The organism is Pseudomonas sp. ENNP23 (assembly GCF_001728945.1).
Classification (GTDB): Bacteria; Pseudomonadota; Gammaproteobacteria; order Pseudomonadales; family Pseudomonadaceae; genus Metapseudomonas; species Metapseudomonas otitidis.
Map to the genome: position 1 here is coordinate 44810 of NZ_LYSP01000021.1, position 22957 is coordinate 67766.

Consider the following 22957-nt stretch of genomic DNA (forward strand, 5'->3'; position numbering starts at 1 on the left):
ACAGCCGACGTATCGGCTGCCCCTTCATTAGCTATAGCGAATCGTGAGAAAAAAAGCGGCGGAACGAGCGCTCCGTCACAGCACCATGGCCGCCAGCCAGCCGAAGGCCAGCAGGGGCAGGTTGTAATGCAGGAAGGTGGGTACCACGGTGTCCCAGATGTGGTGGTGCTGGCCGTCCACGTTGAGGCCGGAGGTAGGGCCCAGGGTCGAATCGGAGGCCGGCGAACCGGCATCACCCAAGGCACCAGCGGTGCCGACGATGGAGACGATGGCCAGCGGGCTGAAACCCAGTTGCAGGCACAACGGCACGAAGATCGCCGCGATGATCGGCACCGTGGAGAAGGACGAGCCGATGCCCATGGTCACCAGCAGCCCCACCAGCAGCATCAGCAGCGCACCAAGCGCCTTGCTGTTGCCGATCAGCCCGGCGGAGGCCTCCACCAGGGTGTTCACCTGGCCGGTGGCACGCATCACCTCGGCGAAGCCGGCGGCGGCGATCATGATGAAACCGATCATCGCCATCATCTTCATGCCCTCGGTGAACAGGCCGTCCACCTGGCGCCAGCGCACCACGCCGCTGGCGGAGAACAGCAGGAAGCCCACCAGTGCGCCGACGATCATCGAGTCCAGCCACAGTTGCACCACGAAGGCGGCGACGATGGCGGCACCGGCGGCCAGCAGGCTGCGCCGGTCGTAGGTCACCTCCACCTGCTCTGCGGCGGTGATGCGCGCCAGGTCATAGACGCGCTTGCGCCGGTAGCTGAACAGCACCGCGATCAGCAGGCCCGCGACCATGCCCAGCGCCGGGATGGCCATCGCATGGGTCACGTTTACGCCAGTGACATCTGCCCCACTGCGGGCCACGTTGGCCAGCAGGATCTCGTTGAGGAAGATGTTGCCGAAGCCCACCGGCAGGAACATGTAAGGCGTGATCAGCCCGAAGGTGATGACGCAAGCCACCAGGCGGCGGTCGATCTGCAGGCGGGTCAGCACGTAAAGCAGCGGCGGCACCAGCAGCGGAATGAAGGCAATGTGGATCGGCAGGATGTTCTGCGAAGCGATTGCAACACCCAGCAACAGCGATACCAGGCCCCACTTCAGAGCACCGCCGCCGTTACCGTCCTGGCGCCCCACCAGCGCCAACGCTCGGTCGGCCAGAGCATGGGCAAGGCCGGAGCAGGAAATCGCCACGGCAAAGGCCCCCAGCATCGCGTAGGACAGCGCGACTGTCGCACCACCGCCCAGCCCCTTGTTGAAGGCTTCCAGCGTGCCGTCCACACCAAGCCCGCCCAGCAGGCCGCCCGCCAGCGCCCCCAGAATCAGCGCCAGCACCACGTGTACGCGCAGCAGGCTCAGCACCAGCATCACGCCGACTGCCACGATCACTGCATTCATTCCACTCTCCCGAAGGCCGCCCCCGTTCATGGAGAGCGGCGAAAAAAGCCGCGTACTCTGCCGAAACCGGACGATACTGTCAAAACGAGTGCCCGTTCAGAATGCCGAACAACGCGTGCACAATCCTTGCGTGCTGCCAAGTGCAGCCTGCGGTTTCACACTGGGAAGCCCCATCGCCAGGGCCGGCGCCATCAAGTAAGCGGCCACTCGGCCGATAGCCGCCTTGTAGTCTGACGAGAAGAAGGAAAAGACCATGCCGTTCAGTCGCCTTTCCATCCAGTGGAAGATCACCCTGCTCGCCGGCTTGTGCCTGCTGGCCATCGTGACCCTCCTGGTGGGCGCCTCCCTCTACCAATCCAAGCGCAGTGCCGAACTGGTGAAGGCCTCCAGCGCCCAGATGCTCGACCACAGCGCCCGCCAGCGACTGCAAGCCCGTGGCGAGCTGCAGGCCATCCGCATCCAGCGCTACTTCATGGACGCCTATCAATACGGCAATGGATTCTCCCGCCAGGTACTGTTCCTCAAGGAGCAGGCCGAGAAGCGCTTCCTCGATGCCTTCGACCTGCGAGAGGATCTGACCCGCCAGGTACGCACCAGCCTGGAGGCCAACCCCAGCCTGCTGGGCCTCTACTTGGTATTCGAGCCCGACGCCCTGGACGGCAAGGACGAACTGTTCCTCGAGCAGGGCGAACTGGGCAGCAACGAAAAGGGCCGCTTCGCCCTCTACTGGTCCCAGGCCACACCGGGTGAGCTGCTGTTGGAGATCATGGACGAGAAGATGCTCGAGGACAGCAGCACCGGCCCCAGCGGCTCGCCCTACAACGCCTGGTATACCTGCCCCATCCAGACCCGCGACTCCTGCGTGCTGGAGCCTTATTTCGACGACGTCGGCGACCGCAAGATCCTCATGACCAGCATCGCCTTCCCGCTGCTCCAGAACGGCAAGGTCATCGGCGTCATGGGCCTGGACATCAGCCTCGACAGCCTCCAGCAGCTCAGCCAGCAGGGCAGCCAGGAGCTGTACGACGGCAAGGCCCACATCAGCATCCTCAGCCCCGCCGGCCTGCTCGCCGGCCACAGCAAGGACGTCAGCCAGCTCAGTCAGAAGCTCGACGCTGTCTTCGGCGCCGATGCCGCCGCCCTCACCGCAGCCCTCCAGAGCGGCAAACCCAGCAACGTTGACAAGGACGGCATGCTGCGAGTGATGGAGCCCTTCAAGCCGATCCCCACTGCCTCGCCCTGGAGCGTTCTGCTGGAGGTGCCGGACAAGGTGCTGCTGGCCCCCGCCATCGAACTGCAGAAGGAACTGGATGCCCAGCGCGACGCCAGCAGCCTGGTCTCGGCCCTCATCGGTCTCGCCGCCGCCGTGATCGGCCTCGGCCTGATGTGGCTCACCGCCCTTGGCGTCACCCGGCCGATCCTCGGCGTGGCCGCCATGCTGAAGAACATCGCCAGCGGCGAAGGCGACCTCACCCGCCGCCTGGAGTACGCCCGCCAGGACGAACTGGGCGAGCTGGCCGGCTGGTTCAACCGCTTCCTCGACAAGCTGCAGCCGACCATTTCCGACGTGAAGCGCTCGGTGCAGGACGCCCGGGGCACTGCCGACCAGGCCTCCGCCATCGCCGAGCAGACCAGCGCCGGCATGCAGCAGCAGTACAAGGAAGTCGACCAGGTCGCCACCGCCTCCAACGAGATGAGCGCCACTGCCCACGACGTGGCCCATAGCGCAGCCCAGGCCGCCGAAGCCGCACGGGGCGCCGACCTGGCCACTCAGGAAGGCCTAGCGATGATCGACCGTACCACCAGCGCCATCGAGCAGTTGGCCAGCGAGATGAGCGCCGCCATGGAGGAAGTGCAGGGCCTCTCCAGCAGCAGCGAACAGATCGGCTCGGTGCTGGAAGTGATCCGCGCCATCGCCGAACAGACCAATCTGCTGGCGCTCAACGCCGCCATCGAAGCCGCCCGCGCAGGGGAAGCCGGCCGCGGCTTCGCCGTGGTCGCCGACGAGGTGCGCAACCTGGCCAAGCGCACCCAGGACTCGGTGGAAGAGATCCGCCAGGTCATCGAAGGTCTGCAGAACGGCACCCGCGAAGTGGTCGGCTCCATGCACAGCAGCCACCGCCAGGCCCAGAACAGCGTCGAGCAGGTCGGCCAGACGGTGGCCTCGCTGCGCAAGATCGGCGATGCCGTCACCGTGATCACCGACATGAACCTGCAGATCGCCAGCGCCGCCGAGGAGCAGAGCGCCGTGGCCGAGGAGATCAACCGCAACGTCGCTGCCATCCGCGATGTCACCGAATCCCTCTCGGTGCGGGCGCGGGAATCGGCCGAGGTCAGCCAGAACCTCAACCGCCTGGCCAACCACCAGCAGGGCCTGATGGACCAGTTCAAGGTCTGACGCCATCGGCTCCACGCCCTGGCACGCCGGCGCTTGTTAGCCGGCGTGCCGCTCGCTAGCCTGCCTCTCCCCTTTGGGCGCCTCCAAAAACGTAGGCGAGGCAGTCAGCGCAAGGCAAAAACAGGCTAAAAAGCGCAGTTTACGCGCGGTAAATGAGCATTTTGATCGAACTCGCGCACGAGCCTGTTTTTAGCGCAGCGATGACAACGCAGGTAGTTTTTAGAAGCGCCCTATTCCCGTTCATGCAAGGACAACACAATGCTCAACTACGCCATCGTGGCCGGTTCCAGCCGCGCCAACAGCCAGTCCGGCAAGGTCGCCCGCTTCATCCGCCAACGCCTGGTCGAGCTGAAGCTGGCCGATGAGGCCGGCACCTCGGTCATCGACCTCGGCCAGCAGCCGCTGCCACTGTGGCCCGCCGAAGACACCGGCCCCTGGGCCGGCTTCCAGCAACAACTGAAGGCCGCCGACGCGGTGGTGATCATCGCCCCCGAGTGGAACGGCATGGCCTGCCCGGCCATCAAGAACTTCTTCATCTATGCCAGCAAGGCCGAACTGGCCCACAAGCCAGGGCTGCTGGTGGGCGTCTCCTCCGGCATCGGCGGCGGCTACCCGATCAGCGAGCTGCGCGCCTCCAGCTACAAGAACTGCCGCCTCTGCTACCTGCCCGAACACCTGATCGTCCGCGGCGTGGAGAAGGTGCTCAACGGCACCGAAGTGGCCAGCGAAGACGACCAGCGCATCCGCGACCGCCTGGACTACGACCTGGACATCCTCGCCAAGTACGCCACCGCCCTGCAGCCGGTGCGCGCCAGCATCGACTTCAGCAACCCCGCCTTCACCAACGGCATGTAAGCGCGCCGGCCCTGCCAGCGCGGGGCCGTCCCTCACAGCGCCCACCCCTTACAGCGAAAGCGCCCGCTGCACCACCGCACCGCGCGGGTCACCGCTGGGGCCCACCAGCGCGTAGTTGTAGCCATTGCGCGACCAGTAGCGTGCCTCCAGGTCACCGTCCTGGCGGCTGCCACTGGGCATCTCGGCATAGAGCGCACCGGGCGAGCGCAGGTACAGGCTGACCCGCTGGCCGTTGGCGTCCTCGAACAGCAGGATCGCCGCCGCACCCTGCTCGTTGGTCAGCAGCCGCCCACCCACCGGGCGCAAGCCGTAGGGCGACAGGTCGGGAATGCGCGACGCATGGGTGAAGCGCCGGTCCAGCCAGGCCTGGAGGTTGCCAGCATCGCCCTGCACATCCACCGCGACGCTGCCCAGGGCGAACAGCCGGTGCGCCTCCAGGGCGTCCTGCATGGGCGGGATGTCCGCCAGCAGGGTCTGCTCACGGACCTGCCAGCCACCCACGCCCCCCAGTCCCAAGGCCAGCAGCAAGGCGGCTGCCGTCGCCCATTGGCGACGCTGGCGGGCCAGCCGTGCGCGGCGGATGGCGCGCGGGTCCAGCGCTGGGTTGGGCGGCAGCCCCTGCAAGTCGGCGAGGCCGGCACGCAGGTGCTGCATGTCCTGGCGCCAGCCCTCCACCTGGGCGGCTGCCTCGGGGTGGCGGGCCAGCCAGGCTTCCACCAGGCGGGCCTGTGCGGGGTCGAGCTGGCCGTCCAGGTAGGCGTGGAGATCGTGTTCGCTGGGTTCGAAGGAAGTCATTTGAGTATCCGCAACGAAGGGGATGCGATTTCGCCCTCGGCCAGCGCGCGCAGGGCCTTGCGCGCGCGGGAGAGGCGGGACATGACGGTGCCAATGGGCAGGTCCAGGGCCTCGGCGGCCTCCTTGTAGCTGAGCCCCTCCACCCCCACCAGCACCAGCAGCGCACGCTGCTCGGCCGGCAGGCGAGCGAAGGCATCGAGGGTCGAACGCGCCTCCACCTGCGCCTCCAGCGACGGGCTCTCGTCGGCACCGGCGAGGCCGAAGAAGCCCAGCACCTTGGCGTAGCGACGGGCGCGCCGCTGCCCGTCGAGGAACTTGCGGTAGAGGATGGCGAACAGCCAGGCCCGCAGGCTCTCGGCCTGGCGCGGCCCCTGGCGATCGCCCAGGGCGCGCTCCACCGTGGCCTGCACCAGGTCATCGGCACTGGCGGGCTCGCGGGTCAGCCAGAGGGCGAAACGGCGCAGGCGCTGCAGCAGTTCGCGAAGTTCGTCGTCATCGATGTCATGCATGGGGAACGGGACTCGGGGCAAGGATGCTGTGGAGGAAGACGCCCCAGCCGCAACTTTATTCCAGCCGGCGGGAATAAATCCTCCGCTCGTACGTCCCACCCGCTCAATGACCTGGCCAGAGGAGCCATCCATGACCCCTTCCCCCCTCAGCCGCGCCCAGCTCGCCGGCCGGCTCTCGCTGATCGGCCTGGCGGTCGCCGGGCTGGCCGGCGCCTTCGCCTGGACCGCCGGCTGGATCGGCCCGCAGCGCCTGACGCCGCAACGCATCATCGACACCTTCGAAGCCAATGCCGGCCACTACCCCGGCTACCGCAAGAACCACGCGAAGGGCCTGTGCATCAGCGGCCAGTTCCAGTCCAGCGGCGCGGCTGCCGGCTATTCCCGCGCCCAGGTCTTCGCCCCGGGCGACATCCCGGTCACCGGGCGCCTGTCCATCGGTGGCAGCAACCCCTTCGCTGCCGATGCCAGCGTGCCGGTGCGCAGCCTGGCCCTGCGCCTGCGCAGCGCCGACGGCCAGGAGTGGCGCACCGGCATGAACACCCCGGCGGTGCTGGCGGTGGGCACGGTGGAGGCCTTCTTCGAGCAGGTGCTCGCCTCGGCCCCCGATCCGGCCACCGGCAAGCCGAACCCGGCGAAGGTGCAGGCCTTCTTCGACGCCCACCCGGAGAGCGCGGCCTTCCGCCAGTGGGCCCAGGCCAACAAGCCGTCCAACAGCTTCGCCAACGCCCGCTACCACGGCCTCAATGCCTTCCGCCTGGTGAACGCCGAGGGCCAGGCCCGCTACGTGCGCTGGACGATGGTGCCGGAAGCGCCCTACGAACCCCTGAACACCCAGGTGGACGACCCGGACTTCCTCGCCCACGACCTCCACCGCCGCCTGGCCCAAGGCCCGCTGCGCTGGCACCTGGTGCTGACCCTGGCAGAGGACGGCGACCCGGTGGACGACCCGTCCCGCGCCTGGCCCGCCGAGCGCCAGCAGGTGGAGGCCGGCACCCTGGTGATCGACCGTGCCCAGCCCGAGGGCCAAGGAGACTGCCGCGACCTCAATTTCGACCCGCTGGTGCTGCCCGACGGCATCGAGCCCTCGGCCGACCCGATCCTCGCCGCCCGCTCGGCTGCCTACGCCGTGTCCTTCAACCGCCGCACCCACGAAGGCGCCCCCGCCCCTCGCCCCGGAGCCCAGCCATGAATTCCACCCGCCCCGTCTTCACCCCGCTCGCCCGCCTGCTGCACTGGCTGATGGCGGTCCTGATCCTGGCCATGCTGTTCATCGGTGCCGGCATGGTGGTGGAGCTCAGCCCCTGGCACACCACCCTGGTGGCCGTGCACAAACCGCTGGGCGTCGCCCTGCTGGTGCTCGCCGTGCTGCGGCTGGGCGTGCGCCTGCGTCGGCCGGCACCAAAGCTGCCGAGCGACATGCCGGCTTGGCAGCAGCGCCTGGCCCACGCCTCCCATGTGCTGCTCTACGGCCTGATGCTGGCCATGCCCCTGGTGGGCTGGGGCATGCTCTCCGCCGGCGGCTACCCGGTGCAGTTGGGCAACGCCCTGCAGTTGCCGGCCATCGCCCCGCACGACGCCCAGCTCTACGCGGTGCTGCGCAGCGCCCACCGCTGGCTCGCCTACCTGTTGCTGGCCTGCGTCCTGGCACACCTGGGCGCCGCGCTGTTCCACGGCCTGGTCCGTCGCGACGGCGTGCTCGGCAGCATGCTCGGGGGCCGCTGAACGGCGTGATCCGACCCAAACCAATCCAGACGGCCGTGGTCTAGGAGCTGTACGCACCCCCCATTCCCGACGCGGCAGGCCGGCAAGCGGCCTGCCGCGAAATGGGCGGTGCCTGGCCTTCACCCTGGAGAACCGCCGTGAGCCGCATCCCCTGCCTTCTGATCACCCTGCTGTGCTGCGCCGGCAACGCCCTGGCGTCCGGCGACGATGCCTGGAAACAGCACGACCGCCGCGTCCTGGCGGCCTGCACCGCCGTCAGCACCCTCAAGGATGCAAAGCCCGCAGGCCAACCCGTGGTGTTCGACGACCGCCTCGGCCTCACCGCGCTGATGATCACCGGCCGCTACCCCCAGCCGCATATGAAAGGGCGCAGCGGCAACGAGCTGTGCCTGTACGCCCGCAAGACCGGCAACGCCTACATCAGCGAAGCCGATCGCCTGGTGGGCAGCGGCACGCCCTGAGCCCAGGGTCGCCCTGGCGACGGGCGTGCTCTATCATCGCGGCCTTTTCACAGCACCCGAGCCGCACCATGAGCGAACCGACCACCCTCCTCGACACCCTCGACAACAGCGACATGCTGGAGATCGACGGCCTGCATGCCTGGCAATTCGACCTGGTCGACGGGGCCCTGCGCATCGAATGCATCGACGGCCGCGACCGTCGCGTCTGGCAATTCAGTGCCGAGCAGGTTCAACAGGCCCGCGCCGAAGCCGATGGCAGCTGGCGGATCGACAGCGACCAGGGCGAGCACCACCTGGTGTGCATGGAAGCATTCAGCGGCAGCAATGACGACGATGAAGAAGACGAGGCGCCCGAGCAGGCCTGAACAGGCTCAGCTCACCACGTTGCGCAGGTAGCGCAGGGGCACCGCGCCCAGGTTCGAGTAGGCATAGGGCTGGCTGCTGGCGAACACATGGAAGTCCCCGGCGCGGACTGTCACCAGCCCCTCCGGCAGTTCCAGCGTCAGCTCCCCCTCGATGACGTAGACCATCTCCCGCCAGCCCTCGGCATCCGCCTCCGAGGCGTAGCGCTCGCCCGGCTCCAGGGCCCAGGACCACAGCTCCACCTCGCGCCGCGCCGGGGCGCTGGCCAGCAGCACCGCGCGGCTGCGCGGGTTTTCGCCGACCCAGGCCACCGCTTCGATACGCGAGCGATCCGGGCGACTCGGTGCCTGCACCAGGTCGGGAAACAGCACCCCCAGGGCCTCGGCGATGCGGTCCAGGGTCGCCAGGCTGACGTTCACGTCCCCGGCCTCGATGCCGACGATCATCCGCCGGCTCACCCCGGATTCCGAAGCGAGCGCATCCTGGCTCATGCCCAGCGCCTTGCGCAGGCGGCGAACGTTCTCGGAGACGTGTTCCAGTACGTTGGGTCGGTCCATGGACTTGGGCAATATATTGCTCATCGAGATGAATTTGCGCATTATGTTGCACATCCTGGCGCACCACAAGCACGCGCCCTTCCCTGTCTGATCCGGAAAACCATGACCCAGTCCCGCAACCTGGCCGCGACGCTCCTGCCCGTCGGCGTGCTGATCATCGCCATGACCTCCGTGCAGAGCGGCGCGTCCCTGGCCAAGAGCCTGTTCCCCCTCATCGGCGCCGAAGGCACCACCACCCTGCGCTTGGTGTTCGCCGCGATCTTCCTGATCCTGGTGCTGCGCCCGTGGCGCGCCCGCATCAACACCGGCGCCCTGGGCAGCGTGGTGGCCTACGGCGTGGCCCTGGGCTTCATGAACCTGCTGTTCTACATGTCCCTGCGCACGGTGCCCCTGGGCGTGGCGGTGGCGCTGGAGTTCACCGGGCCGCTGGCAGTGGCGATATTCTCCTCGCGACGCCTGCTGGACTTCGTCTGGATCGCCCTGGCGGTGGCCGGCCTGCTGCTGCTCCTGCCGGTGGGCGCCAACGCCAGCGGCATCGATCCGCTGGGCGCTGCCTATGCACTCGGCGCCGGCGTGTGCTGGGGGCTGTACATCATCTTCGGCCAGCGTGCCGGGGCCGACCACGGCATGCAGAGCGCCTGCCTGGGAGTGATCATCGCCGCCTTCGCCGCCGCGCCCTTCGGCGTGATCCATGCGGGCACCGACCTGCTCAACCTGGCTCTGATCCCCACCGCGCTGGGGGTGGCGCTGCTCTCCACCGCCATCCCCTACACCCTGGAGATGTACGCCCTGCAACGCATGCCGGCGCGGACCTTCGGCACCCTGATGAGCATCGAGCCGGCCCTGGGGGCGCTCTCCGGGCTGCTGTTCCTCGGTGAAAAGCTGACGCTGCTGCAGTGGGCCGCCATCGGCGCCATCATCCTCGCCTCGGTGGGCACCACCGCGAGCATGAAGCGCAAGGAAGAAGTGCAGGGACTGATTCCCGCCGACTGAGCGTAAACCCCTTGCCGAGCGAAGCCCTCCTGCGCAAGGCTATCGCCCTGCCTTGCGCCCTCACAGGATCGTCCATGAACAAGTTCCCCTACGTTTCCACCGGCTGCCGCCCGGTCAACTGGCAGTTGGACCAGATCGTCAGCGAGTTGCGCAGCGCCCGTGAAGAGTGGCGCAGCCGCAATGGTCGCGGCCAGGATCGCGGCGGACGCGAACTGCCCTCGCGCACCACCATCGGCCAGATCATCGAAGCCATCAGCGGCGCGCTCTTCCCCATGCGCCTCGGCCCGGCGGACCTGCGCGAGGAAAGCGAAGACTTCTACGTCGGCCACACCCTGGACGTGGCACTCAACGCCCTGGCTGGCGAGGTGCGCCGCGAGCTGGGCTACACCGCCCGGCAGAACAGCACCAGCGCCGCCGACATCGAGTGCGAAGCCATCACCATCGTCCAGGGCTTCGCCGCCGCCCTGCCGCAACTGCGCCGCCTGCTAGACAGCGACGTACTGGCCGCCTTCCAGGGCGACCCGGCTGCTCGCAGTGTCGACGAAGTGCTGCTGTGCTACCCCGGCATCCACGCGGTCATCCACCACCGCCTGGCGCACTACTTCTACAAGAACGGCCTGCCGCTGGTGGCGCGCATCATCGCCGAGATCGCCCACTCGGCCACCGGCATCGACATCCACCCCGGCGCCACCATCGGCAAGAGCTTCTTCATCGACCACGGCACCGGCGTGGTGATCGGCGAGACGGCGATCATCGGCGAGCGTGTGCGCATCTACCAGGCGGTGACCCTGGGCGCCAAGCGCTTCCCCTCGGACGAGTCGGGCAACCTGCAGAAGGGCCAGCCCCGCCACCCCATCGTCGAGGACGACGTGGTGATCTACGCCGGCGCCACCATCCTCGGGCGCATCACCATCGGCAAGGGTTCGGTCATCGGCGGCAACGTCTGGCTGACCCGCAGCGTGCCGGCCGACAGCAACATCACCCAGGCCAGCCTGCAGAGCGACTGCGGCGCCTGACCGGTGTGCGCCGCGGCACACCACCGCAGCGCGCGTCCGGACGAACGGCCCCCGGGCAGCCGATGAATGACCGGTCACGGACACTGGCCAGTGGCCTGCATTGATCTAGCATCCATGGGACGACGGCTGTCACGTCGCTCCCGGTTGCACGGCCCGGCCCGGAAAGCCGGGCCCGCCATGGACAGGCACCCTGAAACCATGGCCACCCACCGATACAGCTCCAGAGGTCCTACGTGACACCCCCGGCGACGAGCTTCACCCCTCTGCTGCATCTGGTGCGGCAGGTTTTTCGTGTGCGTGCGGCAGCCCTGCTGAGCGCCGAGGGTCTGCTCGCCTGTGACGGATCACCCGCAGAGCAGGTCGTGGCCGCCTGCAATGGGGAGTCGCCAGGCCTGCGAGCCCTTCATCAGCAGCCCCTGCCCGGCACTGATACCCGCCTCATCCTGCTCGACGAAGCCCCCCTGGCAGACACCCTCGACACCACGGCCCTGGCCGACTTCGCCCGCCTGGCGGCCGAACTGCTCGACCAGCAGCAACGCCTGCAACGCATGCAGGACGAGACCGCCGCCCTCAAGGAAAACGAGCAGCGCCTGGCGCTGGCCGTGGCCGGTAGTGGCACCGGCATCTGGGACCGCGACGTGGTCAATGGGCGCATCCACTACTCACCGGGCTGGAAGTCCATGCTCGGCTACGCCGTCGGGGAAATCAGCGACCGCATCGAAGACAGCTACGGCCGCGTCCACCCCGATGACCTGGACTACGTGCACCGCACCATGCTCGACCACTTCGAGCAGCGCACCCCCGACTACCAGGTGGAGCATCGCCTGCAACGCAAGGACGGCAGCTACATCTGGGTCAGCAGCCGCGGCAAGGTGGTCGAACGCGACGCACAGGGCCGTGCCCTGCGGATGATCGGCACCACCACCGACATCACCGAGATGAAGCGCATGGCCCGCCGGCTGGAGCAGAACATCGAACTGCTGACGGACCTCACCAACGAGATCCCCGGCATGGTCTTCCAGTACCTGCGCCACCCCGACGGCAGGGGCGAATACCGCTACGTCAGCGCCGGCAGCCTGGACATCTATGGCCTTTCTCCCGAGCAGGTGAAAGCAGGGCGCGAACGCATCCTCGCCCTGATCCACCCCGACGACCTGCCGGGCTACCTCAGCGCCCTGGAAACCTCCGCCATGGCCCTCACCCCCTGGCACCGGGAGTACCGCGTGTGCCTGCCCAACGGCGAAGTGGGCTGGCGCCTGGGCAACGCCCACCCCAAGCGCCTGGGCGATGGCAGCGTGCTCTGGCACGGCTTCATCACCGACATCAGCGAGCAGAAGCGCATCGAGGCCGAACTGCAGACCCTGGCCATCACCGACTTCCTCACCCAGTTGCCCAACCGCCGGCACTTCATGACCCGCCTGGAAGAACAGTTGGCCCGCCTGCAACGGCCCGGCAACTGCGGCGCGGCACTGCTGATGTTCGACCTGGACCACTTCAAGGGCATCAACGACCGCTGGGGCCACAGCGCCGGCGACGAGGCCCTGCGCCACTTCGCCGCCCTGCTCAGCGAGCAGATGCGCCGGGTCGACTTCGCCGGGCGCATGGGTGGTGAAGAGTTCGCCGTGGTGCTGCACGACGCCGATCACCACAGCGCCATGGTCTTCGCCAAGCGCCTGCAGCAGCGCCTGGAAGAGGTGCCGCTGCTGTACCAGGGCGAACGCATCCCCCTGACCGTGAGCATCGGCATCACCACCCTGGGCCCTGCCGACGTCACCGCCGCCGGCGCCCTGTCCCGCAGCGACATGGCCCTGTACCGGGCCAAGGCGGAAGGCCGCAACCGCGTCGAGGTGCACTGACGCACCACCCGTCCGGGCGCTGCACGGCAGCTTGACCGCCTTCGGGGAGTGAAATTACTGTATTTATATACAGTAATTTCTGACACACCCCCCATGTCTACCGTCGTCGCCCTCGACCGCCTGTTCAACGAACGCCGCCTCTGGCGCGGCCAGGCCACGCCCGCTGCACCTGCCAGCCGCTACCCCAGCGGGCACGCCACGCTGGACGCTGTACTGCCTGGCGGCGGCTGGCCGGAAGCGGCCCTGAGCGAGCTGCTGGTGAGCCTGCCCGGTGTCGGCGAACTGAGCCTGCTGCTGCCCACTCTTGCCCGCCTCAGCCAGGCCGGTGAGCGCATCGTGCTGGTGGGGCCACCCCACCTGCCCTACCCGCCCGCCTGGCAGGCCGCCGGGGTGGACCTGGGGCAGCTCAGCCTGGTCCAGACACAGGGCCGGGATGCCCTGTGGGCCGCCGAGCAGTGCCTGCGCTCCGGCAGCTGCGGCGCCGTGCTGACCTGGCCGGACCGGGCCGACGACCGCGCCCTGCGTCGCCTGCAGGTGGCCGCCGAAAGCGGCCAGACCCTCGCCTTCGCCTACCGCTCCCTGGGGGAAGCCCGGAACCCCTCGCCCGCCGCCCTGCGCCTGGCCATCGAAGCCAACCCGGCGCGCCTGCGGGTGATCAAGTGCCGGGGTGGCCAGCCCAGTGCCCGGCCAATCCCGCTGGATGCGCGGGTGGGGCCCTGACCGTGCGCTGGGCCTGCATCCTCTTGCCCCAGTTGGCGCTGGACGGCGTGCTGCGCGGCCGGGATGACAGCCAGGCGCCGCTGGTGCTGCTCACAGGCCCCGCCCAGCGGCGCATCCTGCAGGCGGTCAGCGAACCGGCGCGGGCCCTGGGCCTGCGCCCGGGGATGGCCCTGAGCGCCGCCCAGGCCCTGGCCTCCGGCTTCGAGCAGGCCGAGTACGACACCGAGGCCATCGAGCGCTGGCGCCTGTTCCTCGCTGCCTGGGCCTACGGCTTCAGCTCCCAGGTCAGCCTGCACTACCCACGCTGCCTGCTGCTGGAGGTGCACAGCAGCCTGGGCCTGTTCGGCCCCTGGCCACGCTTCGAGGCCCGCCTGCGAGCCGAGCTGCAAGCCCTGGGCTTTCGCCACCGCATCACCCTGGCGCCCAACCCGGCGGCTGCACGCGCCCTGGCCAACGTGCACGACGGCCTGGCCGTGGACGACCCGGCCCTGCCCTCGGCCATCGGCGCGCTGCCGCTCGCCCGCATCGGCCTGGAGCCGTCGCAGGCCACCGCCCTGGCCCGCATGGGCCTGCGCGAGGTGACACAGGTGCTGGCCCTGCCGCGCAACGAACTGGCACGGCGCTTCCCGGCCGGGGTGCTGCAGCACCTCGACACCCTGCTCGGCCGACAGCCCCAGGCGCTGGCCTTCTACCGCCCGGCGGACCGCTTCAGCACCCGCATCGAACTGAACTTCGAGGTGGAGTCCACCCAGGCCCTGCTCTTCCCCTTGCGCCGCATGACCGCCGACCTGGCTGCCTACCTGGCCAGCCGCGACCAGGGGGTGCAGCGCTTCAGCCTGTACCTGGAACACCGCACGGGCACGCCGACCCTCGTCGAGGTGGGCCTGCTGAATGCCGAACGCGAGGCGGCCCTGCTGCTGGAGTTCGCCCGCGGCCGCCTGGAGGCCCTGCAGTTGCCCGGCCCGGTCATCGCCCTGCGCCTGGACGCGGAGGACCTGCCGGCCTTCGTGCCGGACCGCTACAGCCTGTTCGACAACCGTCCCCAGCAGAGCCTCGGCTGGGAGCAACTGCGTGAACGCCTGCGCGCGCGCCTGGGCGACGACGCCGTGCAGGGCCTGATGACCCAGGCCGACCACCGCCCCGAGCGGGCCTGGCGTCCGGGCTTCGTGCCCCTGGCGCCCCCGCTGCCGGCCACGGGGCCACGCCCGGCCTGGCTGCTGGCCACGCCCCAGCCCCTGCCGGAAGGCTCGGTGCACCTGCTGGGCGGGCCCGAGCGCATCGAGTCCGGCTGGTGGGACGGCGAGGACATCCGCCGCGACTACTACCGCGTGCTGACCCACCGGGGCCAGCAGGGCTGGGCCTTTCGTCCGCTGGGTGAAACAGGCCCGCTGCAGTTGCAGGGCTGGTTCGCATGAGCGCGCCGGACTACGCCGAGCTGCACTGCCTGTCCAACTTCAGCTTCCAGCGCGGCGCCTCCAGTGCAACGGAACTCTTCGAGCGCGCCCGGCAACTGGGCTACCGCGCCCTGGCGATCACCGACGAATGCACCCTGGCCGGCGCCGTGCGGGCCTGGCAGGCCGCCAAGGCCACGGACGTGGCGCTGATCCTCGGCAGCGAGCTGCAAGGGCCCGACGGCGAGCGCCTGGTGCTGCTGGTGGAAGACATCACTGGCTACCAGGCGCTGTGCCAGTTGATCACCCGTGCCCGTCGACGCGCGCCGAAAGGCGACTACCGCCTGCTCGATGCGGACTTCGAAGTGCCCCCGGAGGGGTTGCTGGCGATCTGGTTGCCCACGCCGACCAGCCGCCCCGAGGCCGGCCAGCGCTGGCTGGCACACTTCACGGGGCGGCTGTGGCTGGGCGTCGAGCTGCACCGGGGGGCGGACGACGACGCCCGACTGCAGCGCCACCTTCACCTGGCCCGCCAACTGGCAATACCGGCGGTGGCCTGTGGCGACGTGCACATGCATGCCCGGGGCCGGCGCGCCCTGCAGGACTGCATGACCGCCATCCGCCATCACCTGCCCGTCGCCGAGGCCGGGGCACGGCTGTTCCCCAACGGGGAGCGGCACCTGCGCCGCCGCGAGGAGCTGGCCGCGCTCTACCCGCCCGAGCTGCTGGCCGAGACCTTGCGTATCGCCGAACGCTGCCGCTTCGACCTGGGCCAATTGGAGTACCACTACCCCCGTGAGCTGGTGCCGGAGGGCCATACGCCCGCTACCTGGCTGCGCCAACTGGTGGAAGACGGCGCGCGCTGGCGCTGGCCAGGCGGTGCCAGCGAGAAGGTCCGCACCCAGATCGAGCATGAGCTGGCCCTGATCACCGAATTGGGCTACGAAAGCTACTTCCTCACCGTCCACGACATCGTCCGCTTCGCCCGGGAGCAGGCCATCCTCTGCCAGGGCCGGGGCTCGGCGGCCAACTCGGTGGTGTGCTTCGTGCTCGGCATCACCGAACTGGACCCGACCCACAGCCGCCTGCTGTTCGAGCGCTTTCTCTCCCGCGAGCGCAAGGAGCCGCCGGACATCGACGTCGACTTCGAGCACGAGCGTCGGGAAGAGGTCATCCAGTACGTGTTCCGCCGCTACGGTCGCGACCGCGCCGCGCTGACCGCGGTGGTCAACACCTACCACGCTGCCGGCGCGGTGCGTGACGTGGCCAAGGCCCTCGGGCTGCCGGCCGATGCCATCAACGCCCTGGCCACCTGCTGCGGCCGCTGGAGCGACCACCTGCCCACCGAGGAGCGCCTGCGCGAGGCGGGCTTCGACCCGGGCAGCCCGCTGCTGCACCGCATCCTGGTGCTGTGCGGCGAGCTGATCGGCTTCCCCCGCCACCTGTCCCAGCATCCGGGGGGCTTCGTCATCTCCGAGCACCCGCTGCCGACGCTGGTGCCGGTGGAAAACGCCAGCATGGCCGAGCGCACGGTGATCCAGTGGGACAAGGACGACCTCGATGCCGTCGGCCTGCTCAAGGTGGACGTACTGGCCCTGGGCATGCTCAGCGCCCTGCGCCGCTGCTTCGACCTGCTGGCCGCCTACCGGGGCAAGCGCTGGACCCTGGCCAGCCTGCCCCGGGAGGACGCAGCCACCTACGCGATGATCAGCAAGGCTGACACCGTCGGGGTGTTCCAGATCGAGTCCCGCGCGCAGATGGCCATGCTGCCGCGCCTGCGGCCGCAGACCTTCTACGACCTGGTGATCCAGGTGGCCATCGTCCGCCCCGGCCCGATCCAGGGCGACATGGTCCACCCTTACCTGCGGCGGCGTAACGGCGAGGAAAAGGTGGAGTACCCCTCCAGGGAGCTGATCCCGGTCTTCGAACGGACCCTGGGGGTGCCACTGTTCCAGGAGCAGGTCATGGAGCTGGCGGTGGTAGCGGCGGAATACACCGCCGGGGAAGCGGACCAGTTGCGCCGGGCCATGGCCGCCTGGAAGCGTCATGGCGGGCTGGAGCCGCACCGCATCCGGCTGACCGAACGGATGCTGGAGAAGGGCTACACCCCCGAGTTCACCGCGCGCATCTTCGAGCAGATCAAGGGCTTCGGCAGCTATGGCTTTCCCGAGTCCCACGCGGCCAGCTTCGCCCTGCTCACCTACGCCAGTTGCTGGCTCAAGTGCCACGAGCCGGCAGCCTACGCCTGCGCCCTGGTGAACAGTTGGCCGATGGGCTTCTACAGCCCTGACCAGGTGCTGCAGGACGCGCGTCGCCACGGCATCCGCGTGCGCCCGGTGGACGTGCGCTACAGCGACTGGGATTGCAGCCTGGAGGACGAAGGCGAACCGCAGCCGGCCATCCGTCTCGGCCTGCGCCTGGTGAAAGGCTTCCGCCAGGACGACGCCGAGGCCATCGGACGGGCACGCCGGCAAGCCCCTTTCCAGGACGTGACCGACCTCTGCCTGCGCGCCCGCCTGGATGCCCGCGCCCGTGAGCGGCTGGCCGATGCCGGCGCCCTGCGGGCCCTGGCCGGGCACCGCCACCGTGCGCGCTGGGCCATTGCCGCCGTGGAGCCACAGCTGCCCCTGTTCGCCGGCCTGCCGGCTCCGATCGAAGCGCCGGTGGCCCTGCCGCGGCCCAGCGTCGGCGAGAATCTGATGGCCGACTACGCCACCCTCGGCACCACCCTGGGGCCCCACCCGCTGACGCTGCTGCGCGACGCCCTGCGTGCCCAGCGCTGCCGCAGTTCGCGGGAGCTGGCCGAGGTGGAATCGGGGCGCCCCATCAGCGTCGCGGGCCTGGTGGTCGGTCGGCAGCGCCCGCAAACCGCCAGCGGGGTGACCTTCGTCACTCTGGAAGACGAGTTCGGCATGATCAACGTGGTGGTCTGGCGCGACCTGGCCGAACACCAGCGCCAGGCCTTGCTGCGTTCGCAACTGATGCGGGTGGACGGTCACTTCGAGTGTGCGGACGGGGTGCGCCACGTGATCGCCGGGCGACTGCGGGACCTGTCCGAACTGTTGACCGGGCTGGATGTGCGCAGCCGGGACTTCCACTGAGCAGAAGCCCGGCTGGGGGGATGGCACCCCGTGAAGGGGCGCCGAACGGATCAGTCGGTGCCGTACTTCGGCGAACGCGGACCGTAGAGCAGGCCACCGTTGTAACCGGTGGAAAGCAGACGGGCACTGGTGATGCCGGCGATGGGGTAGGCGGCATCCTCGACGGAACTGTTGATGATCTGCTTGACGGCCGCCGTGACCAGCATGCCGACCAGGCCACCCCCGCTGTTGTTGTTGCCTTCCTCGCTGGAGGCACTGGCAGAACCGGTCCACAGGGTGGTGCCGGTCTTCAGGTCCACCAGGCGGGCGCTGGCGGTGACGATGGCAGCGCTGCTGAACACCATGTACTGGGTGCCGTACTGGGTGACGGTGATGTACAGCGCCGCATCGGCCCCGTAGACCTCATGCAGCTTGGCCGGCGGCAACTGGTGGATGTCACCCGGAGAGGTCAGGCCGTTCTGGCGGAAGGTCTCGTCCACCAGAGCCACCGGCAGCACGTAGTAACCGGCCTCGGCCAGCGGGTAGGTGACCTGGGACATCATGCCGTACGTGGCCTTTACGTCCGGCGACTCGTTCAGCGGCGGCAGCACCAGGATCGAGCGCGGACGGGCTTCCTTGTAGGCGGAGTAGTCGACGCTCTTCTGGGTCGAGGCACAGCCGGTGACCAGGGCGCCGAGGACGCAGCAGACCAGCAGGCGGGACAGATGGCGAAGGTTCATTGCGCACCTCCCTTGGCGTTCTTCAGCAGCATGTCCATGTAGGTGGCGGACTCGGGGAACAGCGCCTTCTCGGTCTCGAACTCACGCACCATCTGGTCATCCTTGCCGATGCTGGAATACAGCAGGCCGAGCTGGGCGTGATAACCCGGCGGTACGGCGCCGTTCTTGGCCTTGATCTTCTGCAGGTCGGCTTCCAGCGCTTCAAGCTGGGCTTCCTTGGACTCGCCCTTGAAGTACTGGTTGACCTGGGTCTGGTAGCCCTCCCACTGGTAGAGGGTCTTGGGCCCGCTGCAGCCGGCCAGCATGACGCTCGCCAGCAACAGCGCGGCGAGCGAGGTGTTCATCGGTTTCATTGCATGACGTCCTTGTTTCAGTTCTGCGGTTTCCAGGCGCCGCTGTCGACGGCCGCGACCAGCTTGTTGACGGCTTCGCGCATGGCCAGGTCGAGCACCTTGCCGTTGAGGGTGGAGTCGTAGCTGGCGGTGCCGCCGAAGCCGATCACTTCACGGTTGGACAGGGCGTATTCGCCCGCACCCTGGGTGGAATAGACGACTTCGGAGGTGGAGATGTTGACGATATTCAGCGCCACCTTGGCGTAGGCGATCTGGGTCTTGCCGCGGCCGAGAATGCCGAACAGCTGGTGGTCACCCACTTCCTTGCGGCCGAACTCGGTGACATCGCCGGTCACCACGTAGTCGGCACCCTTCAGGCGCTGAGCCTGGCCCTTGATAGCGGCTTCCTGCTGGATCTCGCTCATGTTGTCGCGGTCCAGCACGTTGAAGCGGTTGGTCTGCTGCAGGTGGGTGATGAGGATGGTCTTGGCCTGGCCACCGAGGCGGTCGACGCCATCGGAGAAGATGCCGCGCATGTAGCTGGAGCGGTTGTCGAACTTGCCGACGGCGATGGGCGCACGCGGGCCGCTGTAGGGACGGTTGACGCTTTCGACCTGCTGCACCGCGACGGCGGTGGAGGTTTCAGTGGCGCAGCCGGACAGGCCGGCCAGGGCCATGGCCGCCAGGACCGGCAGCAGGGCACGCTTCGAGACGATGCTCATGGAGACTCTCCTTGTTTTAAAACCAAGACCTTCGCCGTCGGATGACCGAGCGAAGACCGAAAGAATGAGGGGGAGTGGCAACAACCGGCTCATCGGGCGGGACGCGCCAACGAGGGTGCGATCGATAACGGAGAAAGGCGAGAAATACGGCGACATCCGATGTCCTGCGACTGCGACAACTCCTGGATTCACCCCGCCGCCGATGGCTTGCGGGGCAAGGCCTGGGCCGGGCGCGCGGAGAATAATGGCATTTGGCTTTCACGCGCAGCACCGCCCGACGGACGGCTTGATACCACGGCTTACGGGGTGTTGTCGCGGGTGACATTGCAGACCTGTGACGAACTTGCAGGTGCAACCGACAAGGCCCCATCACCGCCATCGCCAAATGACATCGAAAGCCCCCTTTCTTGGTAAACTGCCCGCCTCCCACGCCAGGCCATGACCTGAGCGACTCCCCCAACCGACACGCCCCTTCAGCGCCCACTTGCCGGCCAACAGGCCCAAGTTGAAGCGGCTGCAAGCCAGATTAGCCAGATGCCTCACGCCCCTACGCCAGCAACCCCGCGCCCTTCGCTGTCTCGCCGCTTCTCCGTGGCGCCGATGATGGACTGGACTGACCGGCATTGCCGTTTCTTCCTTCGCCAACTGTCCCAGCACGCGTTGCTGTACACGGAGATGGTGACCACCGGCGCGATCCTGCATGGGGATCGCGCTCGCTTCCTCCGTCATGACGAGCAGGAACATCCGCTGGCCCTGCAACTGGGCGGCAGCGTGCCGGCCGACCTGGCAGCCTGCGCGCGGCTGGCGCAGGAAGCGGGTTACGACGAGGTGAACCTCAACGTCGGCTGCCCCAGCGACCGGGTGCAGAACAACATGATCGGCGCATGCCTGATGGGACACCCGGCGCTGGTGGCCGACTGCGTGAAGGCCATGCGCGATGTGGTGGAGATTCCGGTGACGGTCAAGCACCGCATCGGCATCAATGGCCGCGACAGCTACGAGGCGCTCTGCGATTTCGTCGGGCAGGTGCGGGAGGCCGGCTGCCGGAGCTTCACCGTGCATGCACGCATCGCCATCCTCGAAGGCCTTTCACCAAAGGAAAACCGTGAGATCCCGCCGCTGCGCTACGACGTGGCCGCCCAGCTGAAGCGGGATTTCCCGGACCTGGAGATCATCCTCAACGGCGGTATCAAGACCCTCGATGAGTGCGAGGCGCACCTGGCCACTTTCGATGGCGTGATGCTGGGACGCGAGGCTTACCACAACCCCTACCTGCTGGCGTCGGTGGACGGGCGCCTGTTCGGCTTGGAGGCCCAGCCGATCACCCGCGCCGCCGCGTTGGAGGCCATGCGCCCCTACATCGAGCGGCACATCGCCGAGGGCGGGCAGATGCATCACATCACCCGCCACGTGCTGGGTCTGGCCCAGGGATTCCCGGGGGCAAGACGCTTCCGCCAGCTGCTCTCGGTGGACGTGCACAAGACCCAGGCACCACTGGAACTGCTCGATCAGGCCATCGACCTGCTGCGCGGCCACTGAGCCGCGTTCTGCGGGGCCAGGGCATAGCCCTTGTGTCCTTCCGGCACCACCAGGCCGCTTTCCAGCATCCGTCCCAGTACCTGGCGCACGCTGACCAGGGAGAGCGGCTCGCCGGCGGCGTTCAGCCGCTGGTGCAGCAGGCGGGTGGAAATGCCGCCGTCCTCGTTCTGCGCGTCGCAGAGTATCTCCAGCACCTTCAGGCGCGGCAGGCTGGCCTTCAGGCCGGCGTCCTGCAGCATCTGGCGCAATCGGGAATGGTCGCTGTGGGGCATGGCGAAGCTCCTTCTGGTCTGTTGCCTGTGGCGTGTCGGCACCGAGGCGGCCTTCCTGCGCCACCCCACCCGCTCAGCGGGTCCTCATCAATAAAGACGAACCAGCACGGAAAACCCGCAAGTAAATACGGAATTTTTTTCGCGGCCATGGTCTGACGAACGTGGCAGCAGTACCGCCATGAAATTCCCCTGACCGCCCGTTGAGCCTGCCCTGGCTGCTCGGGTAAGGTCACGCAACCTGCAACGACAAGGCCTCGTCATGACTTCCAAGCTGGACCAACTGAAGCAGTTCACCACCGTGGTGGCCGACACTGGCGACCTGGATGCCATCGCCCGTCTCAAGCCGGTGGATGCCACCACCAACCCTTCGCTGCTGCTCAAGGCGGCAGCCCTGCCCCGCTACGCCGATCTGCTGGACCAGGCCGTGGCGGGCAGCGCCGGCGACCTGGGGCTGGCGTGCGACCGTTTCGGGGTGGCCGTGGGCCAGGAGATCCTCAAGGTGATTCCGGGGCGCATCTCCACCGAGGTGGACGCGCGCCTGTCCTTCGATACCGAGGCGACCCTGCGCCGCGCCGAGCGCCTGGTGGAGCTGTATGACAAGGCTGGTATCGGCCGCGAGCGCGTGCTGATCAAGATCGCCTCCACCTGGGAAGGCATCCGCGCCGCCGAGCGCCTGGAGCGCAGCGGCATCCAGACCAACCTGACCCTGCTGTTCAATTTTGCCCAGGCGGTCGCCTGCGCCGAGGCCGGGGTGTTCCTGATCTCCCCCTTCGTCGGTCGCATCTACGACTGGTACAAAAAGACCGAAGGCCGCGACTACGTGGGCGCCGAGGACCCGGGCGTACAGTCGGTCTCGCGTATCTACCGCTACTACAAGGCCCACGGCTACGAGACGGTGGTGATGGGTGCCAGCTTCCGCAACCTGGGGCAGATCGAAGCCCTGGCGGGCTGCGACCGCCTGACCATCAGCCCGGACCTGCTGCAGAAGCTGGCCGAGGATGACGGCGAGCTGGCCCGCCAACTGCGCGCCGAGGGCACGGCAGAACCGCGCCAGACGCTGGATCAGCCAACCTTCCGCTGGCAGTTCAACGAAGACGCGATGGCCACCGAGAAGCTGGCAGAGGGCATTCGCCTGTTCGCCCGCGATCAGGAAAAGCTCGAAGCCCTGCTCAAGGCACGCGCCTGAAACCAAAGCGCCTGGCTGCAACGGCCAGGCGCACCAGGTTCAAGCGGGGGAAAGT

At 68.3% G+C, this 22957-nt stretch carries 21 protein-coding genes and 2 pseudogenes; 15 read left to right on the forward strand and 8 right to left on the reverse strand.

From position 1 onward, the window contains the following. Window positions 1-75: 75 nt before the first annotated feature. Entirely contained in the window at window positions 76-1395 is a 1320-nt protein-coding gene (locus A9G05_RS13430; protein WP_069561460.1) for a Na+/H+ antiporter family protein, read from the reverse strand. A gap of 472 nt (window positions 1396-1867) precedes the next feature. On the opposite strand from A9G05_RS13430, the pseudogene A9G05_RS28455 reads away from it, so the two are divergent. The 3 genes and pseudogenes from A9G05_RS28455 to A9G05_RS13440 all read left to right on the forward strand — a co-directional run. Continuing rightward, a pseudogene (locus A9G05_RS28455) lies at window positions 1868-2935 on the forward strand (HAMP domain-containing protein); the annotation flags it as partial. A gap of 330 nt (window positions 2936-3265) precedes the next feature. Next, window positions 3266-3793: pseudogene (locus tag A9G05_RS28460) on the forward strand (methyl-accepting chemotaxis protein); the annotation flags it as partial. A 258-nt stretch (window positions 3794-4051) separates the two neighbouring features. Next, window positions 4052-4648, forward strand: coding sequence for an NADPH-dependent FMN reductase (locus A9G05_RS13440; RefSeq protein WP_069561462.1), 597 nt, complete (start codon window positions 4052-4054; stop codon window positions 4646-4648). A 48-nt stretch (window positions 4649-4696) separates the two neighbouring features. Here A9G05_RS13440 and A9G05_RS13445 read toward each other — a convergent pair whose 3' ends face one another. Further along, entirely contained in the window at window positions 4697-5443 is a 747-nt protein-coding gene (locus A9G05_RS13445) for an anti-sigma factor (RefSeq protein WP_069561463.1), read from the reverse strand. Beyond that, complete coding sequence (locus A9G05_RS13450) at window positions 5440-5952, reverse strand: sigma-70 family RNA polymerase sigma factor (protein WP_069561464.1); 513 nt, start codon at window positions 5950-5952, stop codon at window positions 5440-5442. Before A9G05_RS13450 ends, A9G05_RS13445 begins: the two co-directional genes overlap by 4 nt. 130 nt (window positions 5953-6082) lie before the next feature. On the opposite strand from A9G05_RS13450, the gene A9G05_RS13455 reads away from it, so the two are divergent. From A9G05_RS13455 to A9G05_RS13470, 4 genes are all read left to right on the forward strand, one after another. Continuing rightward, window positions 6083-7141: a catalase family peroxidase gene (locus tag A9G05_RS13455; protein ID WP_069561465.1), complete on the forward strand. Its 1059-nt coding sequence runs from the start codon at window positions 6083-6085 to the stop codon at window positions 7139-7141. Beyond that, on the forward strand, window positions 7138-7674 hold the full coding sequence (locus A9G05_RS13460) for a cytochrome b (RefSeq protein ID WP_069561466.1): 537 nt from the start codon (window positions 7138-7140) through the stop codon (window positions 7672-7674). Before A9G05_RS13455 ends, A9G05_RS13460 begins: the two co-directional genes overlap by 4 nt. Before the next feature lie 137 nt (window positions 7675-7811). Beyond that, a complete protein-coding gene (locus tag A9G05_RS13465) occupies window positions 7812-8135 on the forward strand; it encodes a hypothetical protein (RefSeq protein ID WP_338135392.1) in 324 nt (107 codons plus the stop codon). 68 nt (window positions 8136-8203) lie between these two features. Further along, entirely contained in the window at window positions 8204-8500 is a 297-nt protein-coding gene (locus tag A9G05_RS13470; RefSeq protein ID WP_069561468.1) for a DUF5629 family protein, read from the forward strand. Between the two features lie 6 nt (window positions 8501-8506). Here the strand turns inward: A9G05_RS13470 and A9G05_RS13475 are convergent, their stop codons facing one another. Further along, complete coding sequence (locus A9G05_RS13475) at window positions 8507-9097, reverse strand: XRE family transcriptional regulator (protein WP_083272577.1); 591 nt, start codon at window positions 9095-9097, stop codon at window positions 8507-8509. 60 nt (window positions 9098-9157) lie between these two features. On the opposite strand from A9G05_RS13475, the gene rhtA reads away from it, so the two are divergent. The 6 genes from rhtA to A9G05_RS13505 all read left to right on the forward strand — a co-directional run bounded on the left by rhtA (window position 9158) and on the right by A9G05_RS13505 (window position 18132). Next, the gene (gene rhtA / locus A9G05_RS13480) at window positions 9158-10048 is read left to right on the forward strand and encodes a threonine/homoserine exporter RhtA (protein ID WP_069561470.1); all 891 of its coding nucleotides are present in this window, start codon (window positions 9158-9160) and stop codon (window positions 10046-10048) included. A 74-nt stretch (window positions 10049-10122) separates the two neighbouring features. Further along, window positions 10123-11064, forward strand: a complete 942-nt coding sequence (gene epsC / locus A9G05_RS13485) for a serine O-acetyltransferase EpsC (RefSeq protein WP_069561471.1) — start codon at window positions 10123-10125, stop codon at window positions 11062-11064. Window positions 11065-11426: 362 nt separating this feature from the next. Continuing rightward, window positions 11427-12920, forward strand: coding sequence for a sensor domain-containing diguanylate cyclase (locus A9G05_RS13490; RefSeq protein ID WP_240921160.1), 1494 nt, complete (start codon window positions 11427-11429; stop codon window positions 12918-12920). Between the two features lie 93 nt (window positions 12921-13013). Continuing rightward, complete coding sequence (gene imuA / locus A9G05_RS13495; RefSeq protein WP_069561472.1) at window positions 13014-13640, forward strand: translesion DNA synthesis-associated protein ImuA; 627 nt, start codon at window positions 13014-13016, stop codon at window positions 13638-13640. Between the two features lie 2 nt (window positions 13641-13642). Further along, window positions 13643-15055: a DNA polymerase Y family protein gene (locus A9G05_RS13500; RefSeq protein ID WP_069561473.1), complete on the forward strand. Its 1413-nt coding sequence runs from the start codon at window positions 13643-13645 to the stop codon at window positions 15053-15055. Continuing rightward, window positions 15052-18132, forward strand: a complete 3081-nt coding sequence (locus tag A9G05_RS13505) for an error-prone DNA polymerase (RefSeq protein ID WP_069561474.1) — start codon at window positions 15052-15054, stop codon at window positions 18130-18132. The genes A9G05_RS13500 and A9G05_RS13505 overlap by 4 nt, the downstream gene beginning before the upstream one ends. Before the next feature lie 50 nt (window positions 18133-18182). Here A9G05_RS13505 and A9G05_RS13510 read toward each other — a convergent pair whose 3' ends face one another. Genes A9G05_RS13510 through A9G05_RS13520 form a run of 3 tightly spaced genes read right to left on the reverse strand, consistent with a single transcriptional unit; the run spans window position 18183 to window position 19905 of the window. Then, window positions 18183-18851 carry a DUF799 domain-containing protein gene (locus tag A9G05_RS13510; RefSeq protein ID WP_069561475.1) on the reverse strand — a complete coding sequence of 223 codons (669 nt, stop codon included), beginning with the start codon at window positions 18849-18851 and terminating at the stop codon, window positions 18183-18185. After that, entirely contained in the window at window positions 18848-19195 is a 348-nt protein-coding gene (locus A9G05_RS13515) for a DUF4810 domain-containing protein (RefSeq protein ID WP_069561502.1), read from the reverse strand. The genes A9G05_RS13510 and A9G05_RS13515 overlap by 4 nt, the downstream gene beginning before the upstream one ends. A gap of 26 nt (window positions 19196-19221) precedes the next feature. After that, the gene (locus A9G05_RS13520; RefSeq protein ID WP_044404206.1) at window positions 19222-19905 is read right to left on the reverse strand and encodes a CsgG/HfaB family protein; all 684 of its coding nucleotides are present in this window, start codon (window positions 19903-19905) and stop codon (window positions 19222-19224) included. A gap of 534 nt (window positions 19906-20439) precedes the next feature. On the opposite strand from A9G05_RS13520, the gene dusA reads away from it, so the two are divergent. Further along, window positions 20440-21444 (forward strand): tRNA dihydrouridine(20/20a) synthase DusA, encoded by a 1005-nt coding sequence (gene dusA, locus A9G05_RS13525; protein ID WP_069561476.1) that lies wholly within the window; start codon window positions 20440-20442, stop codon window positions 21442-21444. Here the strand turns inward: dusA and A9G05_RS13530 are convergent. Continuing rightward, window positions 21414-21716, reverse strand: a complete 303-nt coding sequence (locus tag A9G05_RS13530) for a hypothetical protein (RefSeq protein WP_044404196.1) — start codon at window positions 21714-21716, stop codon at window positions 21414-21416. The genes dusA and A9G05_RS13530 overlap by 31 nt on opposite strands. A gap of 259 nt (window positions 21717-21975) precedes the next feature. Here A9G05_RS13530 and tal point away from each other — a divergent pair, with 259 nt between their 5' ends. Then, window positions 21976-22902: a transaldolase gene (gene tal / locus A9G05_RS13535; protein ID WP_069561477.1), complete on the forward strand. Its 927-nt coding sequence runs from the start codon at window positions 21976-21978 to the stop codon at window positions 22900-22902. Window positions 22903-22957 lie beyond the last annotated feature (55 nt).